Annotated in this window: 18 protein-coding genes; 8 read left to right on the forward strand and 10 right to left on the reverse strand. The window is 70.0% G+C overall.

The features are described 5' to 3' along the window. Nucleotides 1-90 precede the first annotated feature (90 nt). Entirely contained in the window at nt 91-903 is an 813-nt protein-coding gene (locus DJ70_RS16105; RefSeq protein ID WP_094534784.1) for a sulfurtransferase, read from the forward strand. A 121-nt stretch (nt 904-1,024) separates the two neighbouring features. Then, on the forward strand, nt 1,025-1,477 hold the full coding sequence (locus DJ70_RS16110; RefSeq protein WP_094534786.1) for a hypothetical protein: 453 nt from the start codon (nt 1,025-1,027) through the stop codon (nt 1,475-1,477). A gap of 61 nt (nt 1,478-1,538) precedes the next feature. Here DJ70_RS16110 and DJ70_RS16115 read toward each other — a convergent pair whose 3' ends face one another. Both DJ70_RS16115 and DJ70_RS16120 read right to left on the reverse strand, forming a co-directional pair. Next, complete coding sequence (locus DJ70_RS16115; RefSeq protein WP_094534788.1) at nt 1,539-1,820, reverse strand: hypothetical protein; 282 nt, start codon at nt 1,818-1,820, stop codon at nt 1,539-1,541. Nucleotides 1,821-1,902: 82 nt separating this feature from the next. Then, complete coding sequence (locus DJ70_RS16120) at nt 1,903-2,115, reverse strand: hypothetical protein (protein ID WP_094534790.1); 213 nt, start codon at nt 2,113-2,115, stop codon at nt 1,903-1,905. 217 nt (nt 2,116-2,332) lie between these two features. On the opposite strand from DJ70_RS16120, the gene ilvD reads away from it, so the two are divergent. Beyond that, nucleotides 2,333-4,120: a dihydroxy-acid dehydratase gene (gene ilvD / locus DJ70_RS16125; protein WP_094534792.1), complete on the forward strand. Its 1,788-nt coding sequence runs from the start codon at nt 2,333-2,335 to the stop codon at nt 4,118-4,120. 83 nt (nt 4,121-4,203) lie between these two features. Here ilvD and DJ70_RS16130 read toward each other — a convergent pair whose 3' ends face one another. Next, the gene (locus DJ70_RS16130) at nt 4,204-4,470 is read right to left on the reverse strand and encodes a hypothetical protein (RefSeq protein WP_094534794.1); all 267 of its coding nucleotides are present in this window, start codon (nt 4,468-4,470) and stop codon (nt 4,204-4,206) included. Between the two features lie 127 nt (nt 4,471-4,597). Continuing rightward, nucleotides 4,598-5,026 carry a winged helix-turn-helix transcriptional regulator gene (locus DJ70_RS16135; protein WP_094534796.1) on the reverse strand — a complete coding sequence of 143 codons (429 nt, stop codon included), beginning with the start codon at nt 5,024-5,026 and terminating at the stop codon, nt 4,598-4,600. A 69-nt stretch (nt 5,027-5,095) separates the two neighbouring features. On the opposite strand from DJ70_RS16135, the gene DJ70_RS16140 reads away from it, so the two are divergent. Together DJ70_RS16140 and DJ70_RS16145 are read left to right on the forward strand one after the other, a co-directional pair. Further along, nucleotides 5,096-5,545, forward strand: coding sequence for a DoxX family protein (locus DJ70_RS16140; RefSeq protein WP_094534798.1), 450 nt, complete (start codon nt 5,096-5,098; stop codon nt 5,543-5,545). Between the two features lie 101 nt (nt 5,546-5,646). Continuing rightward, nucleotides 5,647-6,129, forward strand: coding sequence for a VOC family protein (locus DJ70_RS16145; RefSeq protein WP_094534800.1), 483 nt, complete (start codon nt 5,647-5,649; stop codon nt 6,127-6,129). 52 nt (nt 6,130-6,181) lie between these two features. Here DJ70_RS16145 and DJ70_RS16150 read toward each other — a convergent pair whose 3' ends face one another. From DJ70_RS16150 to DJ70_RS16160, 3 genes are all read right to left on the reverse strand, one after another. Beyond that, nucleotides 6,182-6,649, reverse strand: coding sequence for an SRPBCC family protein (locus DJ70_RS16150; protein WP_245810881.1), 468 nt, complete (start codon nt 6,647-6,649; stop codon nt 6,182-6,184). A 240-nt stretch (nt 6,650-6,889) separates the two neighbouring features. After that, complete coding sequence (locus DJ70_RS16155) at nt 6,890-7,768, reverse strand: hypothetical protein (protein WP_245810882.1); 879 nt, start codon at nt 7,766-7,768, stop codon at nt 6,890-6,892. Between the two features lie 120 nt (nt 7,769-7,888). Further along, nucleotides 7,889-8,953 (reverse strand): PAS domain-containing sensor histidine kinase, encoded by a 1,065-nt coding sequence (locus tag DJ70_RS16160; RefSeq protein WP_094534802.1) that lies wholly within the window; start codon nt 8,951-8,953, stop codon nt 7,889-7,891. A 285-nt stretch (nt 8,954-9,238) separates the two neighbouring features. On the opposite strand from DJ70_RS16160, the gene DJ70_RS16165 reads away from it, so the two are divergent. From DJ70_RS16165 to DJ70_RS16175, 3 genes are read left to right on the forward strand one after another with little or no spacing between them, the layout of a single operon-like run. Next, complete coding sequence (locus DJ70_RS16165) at nt 9,239-10,189, forward strand: ABC transporter ATP-binding protein (protein WP_094534804.1); 951 nt, start codon at nt 9,239-9,241, stop codon at nt 10,187-10,189. Continuing rightward, entirely contained in the window at nt 10,186-12,240 is a 2,055-nt protein-coding gene (locus tag DJ70_RS16170; protein ID WP_094534806.1) for an ABC transporter permease subunit, read from the forward strand. The genes DJ70_RS16165 and DJ70_RS16170 overlap by 4 nt, the downstream gene beginning before the upstream one ends. After that, a complete protein-coding gene (locus DJ70_RS16175) occupies nt 12,233-13,279 on the forward strand; it encodes an ABC transporter permease subunit (protein ID WP_094534808.1) in 1,047 nt (348 codons plus the stop codon). The genes DJ70_RS16170 and DJ70_RS16175 overlap by 8 nt, the downstream gene beginning before the upstream one ends. A 280-nt stretch (nt 13,280-13,559) precedes the next feature. Here DJ70_RS16175 and DJ70_RS16180 read toward each other — a convergent pair whose 3' ends face one another. The 3 genes from DJ70_RS16180 to DJ70_RS16190 all read right to left on the reverse strand — a co-directional run bounded on the left by DJ70_RS16180 (nt 13,560) and on the right by DJ70_RS16190 (nt 15,440). Next, nucleotides 13,560-13,904 (reverse strand): hypothetical protein, encoded by a 345-nt coding sequence (locus DJ70_RS16180; RefSeq protein WP_179234087.1) that lies wholly within the window; start codon nt 13,902-13,904, stop codon nt 13,560-13,562. Nucleotides 13,905-13,993: 89 nt separating this feature from the next. Continuing rightward, nucleotides 13,994-14,512, reverse strand: coding sequence for a DUF7342 family protein (locus DJ70_RS16185; protein WP_094534812.1), 519 nt, complete (start codon nt 14,510-14,512; stop codon nt 13,994-13,996). A 97-nt stretch (nt 14,513-14,609) separates the two neighbouring features. Next, the gene (locus DJ70_RS16190; protein WP_094534814.1) at nt 14,610-15,440 is read right to left on the reverse strand and encodes a DUF2797 domain-containing protein; all 831 of its coding nucleotides are present in this window, start codon (nt 15,438-15,440) and stop codon (nt 14,610-14,612) included. Nucleotides 15,441-15,442: the final 2 nt, after the last annotated feature.

The following is a 15,442-nucleotide window of genomic DNA, read 5'->3' on the forward strand; positions in this document are numbered from 1 at the left end:
GCCCCTCACCTCTCACCTGTGTCCGCCCCCGACCGGGGAGAGGTTCGCCACGAAGGGAGGCGTTAAGCCGGCGGCTCCGAACGACGAGGCATGAACGACCGGATCGTCGACGTGGAGTGGGTNNTCGACGCCCCGGACGTCGTCGTGGTCGACGTCCGCGACGCCTGGGAGTACGAGGGGATCGGCCACCTCCCCGGCGCGGTCTCCGTCCCGTTCGACACGTTCCGCGCGGAGGAACACGGCGCGGCCGAGGCCGGCATGCTCCCCGGCGCGGACGCCTTCGCCGCGATCGCCGAGGGCGCCGGGATCGCCCCCGACGACGAGATCGTCGCCTACGACGACACCCACGGCGTCTTCGCGGCGCGCTTCCTCGTCACCGCCGAACTGTACGGCCACGACCCGGCGCGGCTCCACCTGCTCGACGGCGACTACTCCGTCTGGAACCGCTCGCGGCCGACGACGACCGACGAGCCGGACGTGACCGCATCGACGTATCCGGCCGCCTTCCGGACCGACGGCCCCCTCATCGACCGCGAGGCGATGGCGGCCGCGGTCGACGACCTCGACGCGACGATCGTCGACACCCGCGAGGCGTGGGAGTACGAGGAGGGGCACATCCCCGGCGCGGTCCGGCTGGACTGGCGCGAACTCGTCGACACCGACGCCCGGACGATCCGGCCCGAGGCGGAGCTGCGGGAGCTGTTGGCGGAGCGCGGGATCGGCCCCGACGGCCGGGTCGTCCTCTACTGTAACACCGCGCGCCGGATCAGCCACACCTACACCGCCCTCCGCGCGCTCGATTACCCGGAGATCGCGTTCTACGAGGGGAGCCTGACCGAGTGGGAGCGGGAGGGCGGCCGGCTGGAGACGGGCGATTCGGAGCCACCTGAGAACCACTCGTGATACCGTCTCTCCGTCCGTGGAAGTTCCAATCGCTCAGTACGGATCGGGTCCATTCGACGATGAGAAAAACGGCGATTTAATCCATCGAACGTACGTAGTACGCTCCGCGCGACTCGCTGCCGTGTCCGATCAGGTCCCCGGAGACGTTTTCGCTCTCTCGATAGTCGCCGGCAGTTGTTGGAGCCTTCGGCTACTACGCCGTCAGATCTGGGAGATAATCGAATCGCTGGGCGGTATCGAACGCCTCATCGTTGGGCTGTTCATGGTCGTCGGAATCGATCACTCCGGTGAGGTTCTCGTAGCCGTTCTCGCTTTTCGTCCGCTCTGGATGGCTCTTCGGGACGATCGTTCCTTTGACCGGTTGGAACGAGGGGTTCGGATCGGCGTCCTCGCCGGGTTGGCGTTCCTGCTATTGACGCCTTTTAGCTCCGGTTTGTTCTACTTCGTCGTCCCGCAACCGGATTCCAGAACGGTGGCTATCGTCCTACAGGTCGTTCGCAACGTTTCCGTTGCTCTGCTTATCGGAAGCAGCATCCTCCCACGGATCTCCTCCGGATTCTCGTCATCCTCGTGAGTTCCGAACGAGACGCCGATCCGGCTCCGTCGAGGACGTAATGCGGGTCCGTTGGCGTCGTCTACGCCAGCGCGATCCCGGCACCGACGGCGAGACTCGTCAGCGCGAGGCCGACGAGCGCGACCGTCGTCCGGTCGTGGCGTCCGTCGAGGTCGTCGTCGGAGTCGAACCCGGCGAGACCGGTCAGAACGCCCAGACCGACAGCGACCGCGGAGAGGCCACCGGCGAGTGCCAGCGTCGTCCAGAGTTCCAGTCCGTGCTGTGCGACTTCTCGTGTAGCCGTCCCGGCGAGAAGGACGCCGGTCGCCATCGGGGCCGCGGCTGTCGCTCTGTTGGAGGGCATCGATTGAATTTCCAACGTAAGTCTCAAAACGGTGGCGATGCCGTTCCGCAGACGGTAGTCAGTACGGAGAGGGCGGTTCGTATCAGGTCTCGTTGTTCGGGTTAAAGGCGTAGTAGACCACGGTCATCGCGACCCCCATCGCCACCGGTCCGAAACTTCCGCCGCCCGGAAGCAGGAGTCGAACGGCGAACACGCCCACAGCGGAGACGAATCCGACGAGAAGCGCGTAGGAGACGCGGGACAGTCCACGCACTCGGTCATCTAATTGTCGGTATCCGTCTCGAAGAGAGTCCATACGCGTACGTACCGTAGACGGTGGGATGTGTCTTTTCGTTGGGCATACGGTCCTGCTTAGCGGGGCTCACTGGGTTGGCCGTCAAACGAACGAGACCGCGGGACCGAACCCGTTCCCTATCCGGCGAGCGCTCCTGTCAGTTCTTACGGAGTTCAACGGAGCCGGACGGACTTGTTCGGGTGGGTTCGTTTAAGACCCCCCGGCGACAGGTACGACCATGAGCGAACAGCAGCCGCGATCCGACGAGCAGGAGTCTCGCGGGCGCGACGACGCGGACCGATTCGCGGGCGAGAAGAACGAGGACCTCCGGAGCCGGGACGTGACCGAGGGTGCCGACCGCGCGCCCCACCGGTCGATGTTCCGCGCGATGGGGTTCGACGACGAGGACCTCTCCTCGCCGATCGTCGGGGTGCCGAACCCCGCCGCCGACATCACGCCCTGTAACGTCCACCTCGACGACGTGGCCGACGCCGCGCTCGACGGGATCGACGCCGCCGGCGGGATGCCGATCGAGTTCGGCACCGTCACCATCTCCGACGCCATCTCGATGGGGACGGAGGGGATGAAGGCGAGCCTGATCTCGCGGGAGGTGATCGCCGACTCCGTCGAGCTCGTCTCCTTCGGCGAGCGGATGGACGCGCTCGTCACCGTCGCGGGCTGTGACAAGAACCTGCCCGGCATGATGATGGCGGCGATCCGGACGGACCTGCCGAGCGTCTTCCTCTACGGCGGCTCGATCATGCCCGGCCAACACGAGGGACGCGACGTGACGATCGTCCAGGTGTTCGAGGGCGTCGGCGCGTACGCCGAGGGCGACATGAGCGGCGAGGAGCTCGACGAGCTGGAGCGACACGCCTGCCCCGGCGCGGGCTCCTGTGGCGGGATGTTCACCGCGAACACGATGGCGTCGATCTCGGAGGCGCTCGGGCTCGCGCCGCTCGGCTCCGCCTCCGCGCCCGCGGAGGACGAGGAGCGCTACGAGGTGGCCGCCGAGGCCGGCGAGCTCGTCATGGACTGTATCGAGAACGACCGCCGACCCTCGGACGTCCTCACGCGGGAGTCCTTCGAGAACGCGATCGCCCTCCAGACCGCCATCGGCGGCTCGACGAACGGCGTGTTACACCTGCTCGCGCTCGCGGCCGAGGCCGACGTCGACCTCTCGATCGAGGACTTCGACGAGATATCGAGACGGACGCCGAAGATCGCGGACCTCCAGCCCGGCGGCTCGCGCGTGATGAACGACCTCCACGAGATCGGCGGCGTCCCGGTCGTGATCCGTCGACTGCTGGAGGCCGACCTGTTCCACGGCGACCAGCTGACCGTGACCGGCAACACGATCGAAGCGGAGATCGCCGAGCTCGAGGCGAACGGCGACCTCCCCGACGACGACGCGATCGACGCCGACTTCCTCTACTCCGTCGACGACCCCAAGGAGGCGGAGGGCGCGATCAAGATCCTGGACGGGAACCTCGCGCCCGACGGCGCGGTGCTGAAGGTGACCGGCGACGACGCCTTCTACCACGAGGGGCCGGCGCGGATCTTCGAGAACGAGGAGGACGCCATGGAGTACGTCCAGTCCGGCGCGATCGAGTCGGGCGACGTGATCGTCATCCGGAACGAGGGGCCGACGGGCGGTCCCGGCATGCGCGAGATGCTCGGCGTGACCGCCGCCGTCGTCGGCGCGGGCCACGAGGAGGACGTGGCGCTGCTCACAGACGGCCGCTTCTCGGGCGGGACGCGCGGCCCGATGATCGGCCACGTCGCCCCCGAGGCCGCGGTCGGCGGTCCGATCGGCTTCCTCGAGGACGGCGACCACGTCACGGTCGACATCCCGAACCGCGACCTCACGGTCGACCTCTCCGAGGCGGAGCTCGCGGAGCGCGCGGAGGGATGGGAGGCGCCGGAGCCGCCCTACGAGGGCGGCGTGCTGGCGAAGTACGGCCGCGACTTCTCCTCGGCGTCGATCGGCGCGGTGACGAACCCGCGGCTCACGCCGGACGAGTAGGCGACGAGGAGAGGGCGGGGAACGCGGCGGACGGAGGCCGCGACGAGCCACGATCCGTCGCGGGGCCGTCCCGAGGCGGTCGCTCAGTTCTTCGACCCGTCGAGATCGACGCCCCCGTCGGTCTCCGCGACGTGGACCGACTCGGCACGCCAGACGTTGCTCCGGCGCCCGGCGCGGGAGAGTTCCAGCCGGACGACGGAGCCGGCGGGCAGGTCGGCGACGCGGTCGCGCGCGGTCCCGTCGGCGTAGTCGACGATGTGGTACGTCTCGTTGCGCGGATGCGCACGTACTGCGGCGTGATCGTGATCGTTCTGTTCGGAAACGACGGTGAACTTGTTCGACTTCGCCATCTTACTCCATTATAATTGGAAACCATACTTCAAGACTTCGTATAGTTACTCGGGTGGTGCTGGGGGTGATACTAGGAATATAAGGGGTCTCGCGGTCCGCCCGCGGGCCGGGCGTCGCGGTCCCGGCCTACGCGTTACACTCGGCGAGCCACTCCTGGGCCCACTCGCCGATCTCGGTGAAGACGGGCGCGAGCGACTCGCCCTTGTCGGTGAGGCTGTAGTAGGTCGCGACGGGGGCGTCCTCCTCCATCCGTCGGTCGACGAACCCGGACTCCTGGAGGTCGTCGAGCACGCGCGAGAGGGTGCGGGCGTTCGCGTCGGTCTCGCGTTTGAGCTCGTTGAACCGCCGCTCGCCGTTCTGGAGCTCGTAGAGGACGACGAGCCGCCACTGCGATCCGATCTGCTCGATCGAGTCGACGATCGGGCAGGGTGTGTCGACCGTCGACGCCGCCTCGTCGGTCGTGTCCTCGCCGGTCGCGGACTCGCCGGTCGCCGCCCCCTCCGTCGTCGCGCTCTCCGCCGCCGAGTCCGTGCCCGTGAGATCCTGTGATGACATGGGTGTTACCTACTAACCCATTTGTCCGGGAAGCGATATATAGGTTGCGTTCGTACACGTAGTTACACGATGATAGCTGAAATCACGACGATACCGCTCCAGCTCGACACGCCGGCCGCCGGCGAACTGTTCCTGCTCGGTCGCCTGGTGTTCGGTGCGACCCTCGCGTTCATGGGTCTCAACCACTTCATGGACGTCGACACGATGGCCGGCTACGCGGAGTTCAAGGGCCTCCCGGCGCCGCGCTTCTCGGTGATCGCCTCCGGGACGCTGTTGGTGCTCGGCGGGCTCGGGGTCGCGGCCGGGGTGTATCCCGTCGTCGCGGCCGGCGGCCTCGCCGTCTTCCTGCTCGTCTCCGCCGTGACGATGCACGACTTCTGGTCCGTCGACGACCCCGAGGAGAAGCAGAACGAGATGACGAGTTTCCTCAAGAACCTCTACGGCGCCGGCGCGGCGCTCGCGCTGCTCGCGGTCGGCGGGACGGCGTGGCCGTACGCGGTCGGGGCCGGCCTGTTCTAGGTCCGCTCGACGCGCTTGACGGCTCGTCGGCCGCTCGCCGGCGTACGAACCGCCTTCGATCCCCTGGCAACGCCTTTCACGATGGACGTCCACGCTCGGGTATGAGCGACCCGCCGTCGACCACCGGACTCCACCACGTGACGAACATCTGTACGGACATCGACGAGACCGTCGCGTTCTACGAGGACGTCCTCGGCTGGCACACGGTCAAGCGGACCCAGAACTACGACGATCCGGGGACGCCCCACTACTACTTCTCGTCGACGCCGGAGGGCGAACCGGGCACCACCGTCACGTACTTCGAGTATCCGAACTCGCGCGGGAACCCCGGCCCCGGCGCGAGCCACCACTTCGCGTTCGGCGTCGACGACGAGGAGACGCTCCGCGAGTGGCGGTCACACCTGCGCGAGCAGGGCGTCAACGTCTCCGAGGTCAAGGACCGCACCTACTTCAAGAGCATCTACTTCAGCGACCCCGACGGCCTCGTCTTCGAGCTCGCGACCGACGGACCCGGATTCACCCGCGACGAGGACGACCCCGGCTCCGAGACGATCGACCCGTTCGAGCGGGGCTACGGGAACTGACTCGGGACGTCAGGGCGGCGGGCGGCCGGGTCGTCGCGGTCGTCGGCGCGCCTCACCGCGTTCGATCCCCCTCGACGAGCCCCGCGAACCGGTCGAGCGCCCGCCGGCAGACCGGGACGTATCCGGCGGCGACGAGCGGGACCTCGATGACGACGCGACACCGGTCCGCGTCGCCGGCGTATCCCTCGACGCGGTGGCCGGTCGCCGGGATCCCGGCGACCCGCCACTCCCAGCGGCGTCCCGAGTACGACGTGAGACGGAACGGTACCCAGACGCCGGCGACGCGGACGCGGCCGCGGGTTCCCGCCCGGACGTATCGGTCCTCGCTCTCGACGGCCCCGATCGCCGGGCTCCAGTCGGGCCACGTCCGAGTATCGCGTAACGCCTCCATCGCCACCTCCGGCGCCACGCGTACCTCGCGGGCGACGGCCAGCGTCCGTCCCTCGCGCGCCACGCTCGACGACCCGGAGCGGGTCGATCCGGGGCTCGACGCGTCGCTCGGCTCCGTCGGATCGGTCACATCCCCCGTCCGCACCGCGAAGCGATAAGCCCCCGTGTTACGATCTCCTATAGGTATATTAATACTGGGTATCCCTTTCGACGAAGCGTTAATACGTCGATCCGCGCTATCGCTGTCACCATGACCGACACGGACCGCGACACGATGAAGGACGTCTCACACACCGCCCCGAACGACACCTCGGCCGGGGCCGTCTGGGAGCGAGGCCGAGGTCCCGTCGAGGAGGAAGAGGAGGAGTAGTCAGCCCTCGTTCCGTTCCGCGCCCCCGTTTCCTCCGCTCTCCTCGTTCGACCTCGTCGGCTCACCCGAGGGCGACGCCGGCGGCGGGGACCCGGCCGGCGGCTCCCGCCCGAGCATCGCCAGAAGCGAGGACCACGCCTCGTTCCGGTCGGCTCCCTTCGAGAGCTTGACGCCGTCGAACGACGCCGCCGCGTGTCTCGTCTCCGGACCGAGGTGGTCCATGTGGGCGGCGATCCACGCGAACCCGCCGCCCGAGAGCGTCAGGACGGCGAAGGATCCCCACGACGCCGCGGCCGAGAGGCCGGCCGCGCCGACCGCGACGCCGGCGACGACGTAGACGAACGCGAGGAAGACGAGAAGCACCGTCACCGTCGCGAGCAGGTCGTTGACGGCGGTGACGCGGGCGTTGTAGTCGATCCACTCGGCGTAGCTGCGGAGCAGGCGCTCGTCGAAGCCGGGCGGCGTCGATCCCCCCTCGTCGCCGTCCGCGGAAGCGTCTCGACCGCGCTCGGCCGCGATCAGCGCGTCCACGTCCGCGACGCTCAACCCGCCGCGGAGGTCGGAGGCGGTGTAGGTGACCGCGGCCACCCCCGTGGAGACGAGAAGGAGCACTCCGCCGGCCAGCGTGAAGGGATTGAGGAACCCGCCGAGGTCGAACTCGGTCTGAACCACGATCGACCCGCCGGTGACCACGATCCCGATGAGAACGAGGTTGGCCTTGAGGATCTCGATGGCCTTGGTGTCGATCTCCCGGAGGCGTTCGACCTGGTAGGTGAACGTCGTCCGCAGCTCCTCGCGGGCCGTCGCGGCGACCGCGGGGTCGACGTCCGGGCCGGACTCGCCGTCGGGAGCGCGCCGGTCGTTTTCACCCTCCGTCATGCCGGGACCGTACTCGAGAGGGTCTGGTAAGCCTGTCGCCGTCCCGTCCTCGGCACCGACGGGACGTACTCGCCGGGACGACGGGGCCGACGCTCCGTGTCGACGGCGAGGAACGGGGTCTCACTCGACGTCGGCCGCCTCCGTGCCCGGCTCCCGTGGCGGGAGGTAAAACGACACGGTGTTCCCGCCGGCGTCGCGCTCGATGTCGAGTTCCCCGCCGAGCGACTCGATACACCACTTCATCACGAACAGGCCGAGGCCGGACCCGTGGGACGTGCTGGTGCGGCCGTCGGGATCGAACAGGCCGTCGACCTCGGCGTCGGGGATCCGCGGGTTCGTGTCGCTGACGTCGATCTCGACCCTGCCGGTGTTCGGCGAGGGGCCGACCTCGACCGTCACGCTGGGCGTCGGCGTCTCGGCGTGGACGATCGCGTTCTCGACGGCGTGTGCGATCGCGTACTCGAAGGCTCTGTCGACGTGGATCCACATCGGGCACCGATCGATCACCGTGAGGTCCGCCGACGGGTACGTCGCGGCCGTCGATTCGACGACGGCCTCCGTCGCGGCGCCCGCGTGGCGGCACTCGCGGTTCGCCTCGGAGTCCTCGACGGCGTGCTGGAGTTGTTTGACCGCGTCCGCGAGCCCGCCGACGCTCGCCGCCCGCGAGACGACGGTCTCGGCCGCGTCGCGGACGGCCGGCGTGCTCGACTCCTCCCGGATACGCTCGCTGTACCCGACGAGGGCGGTCACGTCGTTCCGGAGGTTGTGTCGCAGGACGCGCCAGAGCAACTCCTCGCGATGGGTCGTCTCGTAGTGATCGGTGATGTCGCGAACCTCCGCACGGACGCAGTCGTCGCTGCCGACCGCCGCCGGCGAGAGATGGAACTGAACCCAGACCAGCTCGCCGCTCGCGCGCTTGACCCGCCATCGGAACCGCCGTGTCTCGCCCGCCGCGGCCGCGCGGAGTCGCTCGATGAACCCCGCCTCCGAGTACGAGTAGGTGTTCGCCGTGTACCGCTCCGGGGTGACCCGACACAGGGTCGGGAACGGGTACCCGAGAACGGTCGACAGCCGCTCGTTCGCGTCGAGCAGCGTCCCGGAGACCGAGTCGTACAGCCCGATCCCGACGTGAAGCGTCTCGTACTCCGGCGGCAGCTCGGTGGCCGCGTCGATCTCCGTCCCCATGCGTTGTCGGCGATCCGGACGACCGATAGATAACGGCTCCTAAGAGCGGTACGTACCGGTCCGTACCGCTCCCGAGCCGGTCCACTGGCCGGGATGGGACGAGTCGACCGCGGCGAGCTCGACGGCTACCGCGCGCACGGCGACGCCTGGACGGACGAGTGAGGGCGGACGCGGGCCGGACACGGGCCGGACACGAGCCGGACACGAGCCGGACACGAGCCGACCGTTCTCGCGGCTGATACCCGCGGGCGTGGATTTAACCCGGTCCCTGCCGGAGCCGTCCCCATGATAGCGGTCGACGCCCTCGAGAAGACGTACGGCGGGTTCGCGGCGGTCGTCGACAGCACCTTCTCGGTCGAGGAGGGCGAGGTCTTCGGCATCGTCGGCCCGAACGGGGCCGGCAAGACGACGACGCTCAAGGTCCTCGCCGGGCTGATCGAGCCCACCTCGGGCGAGGCCCGCGTCGCCGGCTACGACTCCACCGACCCGGCGATGCGGCACCACCTCGGCTTCCTCCCCGAGGAGTCGCCGCTGTACGAGGAGATGACGGCGACGTCGTATCTCCGCTTCTTCGCCGACCTCTACGAGGTTCCCCGGCCCGTCGCCGACGAGCGGATCGAGCGCGCGCTCGACCGGCTGGAGCTCGACCACCGCGACCGACGGCTCGGCGACGTCTCGAAGGGGATGAAACGGAAGGTCGCCATCGCGCGGTCGCTGGTGAACGACCCAGACGTGCTGGTGTACGACGAGCCCGCCTCCGGGCTCGATCCGGTGACGACGAACTCGGTGCTGGAGTTCACCCGCGAGCTCCGGGCTGCGGGCAAGACCGTCGTCTTCTCCGCGCACAACCTGTATCACGTCGAGTCCGTCTGCGACCGCGTCGTCATCATGAACGAGGGGCGGATCGTCGCCCGCGGCACGGTGGAGGAGATCCGCGAGCGACACGGCGAGACGACCTACCACGTCTACACCGACGTGCCGCCGGCACCGGCGTCGGGAGGGACCGAGGCCGACGCGGACGCGGTCGGGGACGCGGAGGAGGTCGGCGACCGGTACCGCACGGTCGTGCCGTCGATGGACGCGGTCGAGCGGGTGCGCGGGGCCGCCTCGGCGGCCGGCGGAACCGTGGTGGACATCCGCACTCGAGAGCCGAGCCTCGAGGACGTCTTCCTCGACCTCGTGGGACGGCCGATGCCCGGCCGTCGCGGCGGCGGCGAGGCCGAGGGGGCCGAGTGATCCGCCGGGCGACCCGCCGGATCGCGCGCCGATCCCGGCGCGTCGTTCGCGTCGCGAGATGGGAGGCGTCGCGGGCGACCGGCGGGGTCGACCGCCGAACCCTGCTCGCCGCGGTCGCGTTCCTCGCCGTCGCCGGGGGCGTCTTCGGCGCGGGCGCGGCGACCGGCACCGTCGGACTCGACGTGGACCGGGACGTCTACCGGGTCGGCGTCGATCCGGCGTCGCCGTACGCGGACGCGGTCGAGGGCGAACCCGCCCTGACCGCCGTCCCGATCGAGGAGGCGACGCTCGGATCGACGGTCGACCTCGTCGTCCGGGAGGTTCGCGGCGGCGGGAGCGGTCCGGCCGACGTGTTCGTCCGTGCGGTCGACACGCCGAAGGGTGAGGCGGCGGCCGCGTCGTTCCGGGAGGCGGTCGACGCCCACAACGAGCGGTTGATGGCCGCGGAGTCGAACGGGACCGCCGCGTTCCCGGTCGTCGTCACGCTCCGGTACGTGAGCCGCGGGTCGGCGCTCGACGACGGGAGGACGGTCGGCGACGCCTCGACGGCGGGAGCCGCGAGCGACGCCGACGGCAGCGACGACGCGGGAGCCGCGGTCGACGACGGGGGCGACGACGGGATCCGGGGCGACGGCGACGACGTCGACACCGGGGCCGGATCGGGAACGGACGACGGCGACGGTGGCAGCAACTCCGGCGGGAGCGTCGACGGAGACGCCGTCGACGGAGAGCGCGGCGACGACGGCCGGTGGTTCCTCGGCGGCGGAGGAACCGGGGACCTCGCGATCCCGTCGATCGGCGGCGGGGCGTTCGGCGCGAGCTCGACCGGGTCGCCCGGATCGATCACGCCGCCGTTCCCGTTCGCGTCGCTCGTGTTGGCGTTCGCGTTCCTCGTGCCGATGAACTTCCTCGCGCAGGCGTACGGCTCGTCGGTGCTCGAGGAGCGGACCAACCGCCGGGGCGAGCCGCTGCTCGTCACCCCGCTGTCGCCGGCCGAGATCGTCGCGGGCAAGACCCTGCCGTACGTCGCGGTCGCGGTCGCCGTGACGGCGCTGATCGCGCTCGTCGTCGGCGGGGGACCGATCTCCGTGCTCGCGGTGCTCCCGATCGCGGCGACGTTCCTCGCCGCCACCTTCGTCGGCGCGGTGTTCGCGCGGTCGTTCAAGGAACTCACCTTCGTCACGGTCGCGGTGAGCGTCCTCCTCACCTCCTACGCGTTCGTCCCCGCGATCTTCACGAACGTCACGCCGGTCGCGCTGATCTCGCCGCTCACGCTCGTCGTCTTCGACCTCCAGGGGGAGGCGATCTCGGTCGGCGAGTTCCTGTTCGCGACGGGGCCGACCGCGATCGCCGCCGCCCTGCTCTTCGGGCTCGGGCTCGGCGTCTACCGCGAGGAGGACCTGTTCACCCAGAAGCCGGTGACCCGCAAGTTCCTCGACGCGCTCGCGGTCCGGCTCTCGGCGGTCGGCGAGGGCGTCCGCGAGTCGCCGGCGACGGGGGTCGCGGCCCGGCTCCCGCGGCGGGCCCGCGGGCCCGCCGCGGTCGCGTTCCTCACCGCGTGTACGATCCCGTTCGTCTTCGTCGCGGAGCTGCTCGCGGTCGCGGTGCTGTTCGCGCTGCCGATCACCGTCTCGATCCCCGTGCTGCTCGTCGTCATCGCGTTCGTCGAGGAGGTCGCGAAGAGCGTCCACCTCTACGCGGGGTTCGAACGCGGCGTCTTCGCCCGGACCGACCGGGTCGCGATCGCGGTCGGGCTCGCCTCCGGGCTGGGCTTCTTCCTCGCGGAGAAGGCGACCGCGGTGGTCCAGGCGGTCGGGCTCACGGAGCTGTACGTCGGCCGCGCCGCCTTCGGCTCCGTCGCGGGCGTGGCGGGGCTCTCGCCGCTTCTCCTCGCCGGGCTCTTCCTCGCGCCGCTCGCGCTCCACGGCGTCACGGCGTCGCTGTCGGCGGTCGGCGCGCGGCGGGACCGGACGAGGTACGTCCTCGCGCTCGCGGCCGCGACGCTGGTCCACGCCGCGTACAACGTCGGGGTGGTGAGCCTCCATGGGTAGCCGACTCACGGTCGCGAGACGCGAGGTCGCCGGGCTCCGCGCGGAGAAGACGATCCTGCTCGCGATCGCGATCCAGCTGTTCATCGCCGCGTTCTCGTCGTTTCTCGTCGTCGGGCTCGTCTCGATGTACGACCCCGGCGCGCTCGACGGCGCGGAGGTCGAGGTCGCGGCCGCCGGCGACGCGGTCGCGGACCTCGAACGCGCCGCCGCGGAGGTGCCCGGCGCGACGGTGACGCGCTACGAGGACGCCGCCGCCGCCCGGAACGCCTTCGACCGCAGCGCCGCCGACGCGGTGGCGATAGCGACCCGCGAGGACACGGGGCGGATCTCGGTCGCGGTGACCGCGCCCGACGCCACCGTCGAGACCACGGTGATCGTCGTCCAGCTTCGCGATCTCCTGCGCACCTACGAGCGGATCGAGCGCGTCGAGCGGGCGGAGTCGCTGAGTCGCCCGCCGCTTCCCGTCCCCGACTCGATCGGCTCCAGCCCGTACTTCACGTTCACGTACACCGTGTTGATCCCCGTGTTGGTGTTCCTCCCCGTGTTCATCTCGGGGTCGCTCGTCGTCGACTCGATCACGGAGGAGCTGGATCGCGGGACGCTCGAGCTGCTGCGTGTCGCGCCCGTGACGATCGGCGAGATCGTCGACGGGAAGGCGCTCGCGGCGGTCGCGATCGCGCCCGGCCAGGCCCTGCTGTGGCTGCTGCTCCTCGAACTCAACGGGACGCCGGTCGCCAACGTGCCGACGATCCTCCTCCTCATGACCGCGCTAACGACGTTGGTCGTCGGGGTCGCCGCGGGGATCGCCGCGGCCGCGCCCGACCGCCGGGCCGCCCAGTTCCTCTACTCGGTCGCCGTCCTCGTCCTCTTCGGCGGCGCGACCGCGATGGCGGGCGGGCCGACGAACGCGGTCGCGCGACTCGCCATCGACAGCGCCGACCCGGCGACGACGCTGACCGTCGCCGTCTACGCCGCGCTCGGAGCCGTGGCATATCTCGGCGTCCGGCGGCTCATTTCTGCGAACGGGATCGGGCAGTGAGCGTCTCGGAGCGAGGCGACGACGACGATCGTTCATAAAGCGAACGCAGTGGCGTCGCCGGCGGCTCCGCCGCCGGCTGCCAGAGACTCTTCGATTCTCGCTGGACGCGGCGAGCGTGGCGAGGTACGAACGAAGTGAGTACCTCGATAAGCGAGCGGCGAAGCCGCGAGCCGCGAGCAGCGAGGCCGGGGAGGCGTGAAGTGCGGGGCGGAGTCGTGCGGGACAGAAGTCCGAGGAGACCTCTCCGGTCGCCCTGCCGGGCGTGGGGAGCCCGTGTCCATCATCGTCGTTCCCACAGCGTCTCGATACGTTCCTCGAGGCGATCCGCGACGAGACGACACACGTCTCGATGGTCGTTCGGCCACTGCGCGTCCCGCGCGTCGGGCGTCGCCGCGTCCGGGGGCGGATGGAAGTGGCTCCGCGTGTTGTGTACGTTCGGGTGGCGGTCCCACCGACACGCCCACGTCCCGTCTCGTCGGTCCTCCCGGTAGTGAACGGAGAAGTCGTCGTTGCGATACCAGCGGATCTCGATGCGAGCCGAGGCGTCGCTCGGGTAGTACTCGTCGGAGAGGTCGATCCGGAGATGGCTGTTTCCGTCCTCCACGATCTCCGCGGATTCGGTCAGCCGACTCCCGGAAAACCGGGATCGGATCCGTGCCAAGACGGATCGGTCTATCGGTGCGGGGCTCGCCCCGTCGTCGGCCGGCACCATCGTTAGCCGTGTGACGGGGCCGTCGAGCCGGCGACCTTTCGCCGGGCGCGTTCGTGGAGGCGACGCTCCTCGATGGCGGTGGCCCACTCGCCGAGGTCCGCGTACACGTCGTCGATCCGTCCCGCATCGAACTCGAGGACGTCGACCTCGGCGGGCGAATCGGCGTCGTATTCGTCGCGAAACGCCTCGATCCGGTCCGTCAACTCCGAGACGCCGGCCTGTAGCTCGTCGAGGGTGCGTTCCCGCGCCAGCGTGTTCACCCGTCGCCACTCGAAGTAGTCGTCGTTGCGTCCGTACCGGACCGGCCGACCCTCGTGGCGGACGACGATGCCGAGATCGGCATAAAAGGAGAGGTGTGTCCGCGCCGACTCCGCCGAACAGTCCGCCCGGTCGGCGATCTCGGCGGCCGTCATCGGCTCGCGCGCGTGAAGTACCGCTCCGTAGACGCGCCCTTTCGTGTCCTCGCCCTCGAACGGTTCATCGAACGGAGGCGGACCGTCGCGACGGAGGTCGTCCATCACGTCCGTCCCAACGACGTTCGAACAAATATGTCTTTCTACGGCTGAAATATATTGTCTACATCCGGCAATGAGCGCGTCCGAACTCGCCGGCCTCGAGTCATCCGCCGAACGCGCCCAGACTCGACTGGAGGTCGCGGTCGGGCACCTCCTCGGTCAACTCGTACCCCACCAGCGACCGGGCGTCGACCGCGTACGTCGACCCGTTGCGGTCGAGCACCAGCACCCGGCCCTTCCAGCCGCGGACCGTCCCGGCCGCCATCGTCTCCGCGACCGGCCGCTCCGCGAGGTCGAGCCCGTACTCGAGGTCGAACCGATCGATCGGGTCGAACCGGTCGACCAAGGCCTCCCACGCCGCGCCGTCGACGTCCCGGCCGAAGCCGTCGAGCTTCGTCGGCACCCGGACGCGGTCGACGAGGTCCGGTCCGCTCGCGAGTTCGGCCTCGACCTCGCGGGCGACCCGACCGTCGGGGAACGTCCGGACGTGGGTCGCCCGGTCGGCCCCCTGCTCGCGGAGCCGCGTCTCGAGCCGCCACAGCCGGGTGACGCCCACCTTGAACGTGTCGGGCGCGAACGCCGCGAGGTACATCGCGTGCGCCTCGTGGCAGTCCATCTCGTCCTTGAGACACGTCCCGGTACACCGCGCACACACCCAGACGCCCGAGTGCGCGTCACAGTAGGGGGCGTCGTCGGCGTCGCAGGGGACGTGGCCGCCGTCGTGGACCGTCCCGGCACACCGGCGGTCGCCGAGTCCGAAGGAGAGGTCCGTGCCGGGGGCCGCCTCGACGAACTCCACCTCGCCGTCGGCGGCGACGTAGAGCCCGCCGCCGGAGCCGGCGGCGGTCGCACCGGCGTCCGCCCTGCTCGCGTCGCTGTCGGATCCGCCATCACTCTCGCCGACGCCACCCGTCTCGTACCCGACGACCTGCACGG

The sequence above is a fragment of the Halorubrum halodurans genome, from assembly GCF_002252985.1.
Taxonomy (GTDB): domain Archaea; phylum Halobacteriota; class Halobacteria; order Halobacteriales; family Haloferacaceae; genus Halorubrum; species Halorubrum halodurans.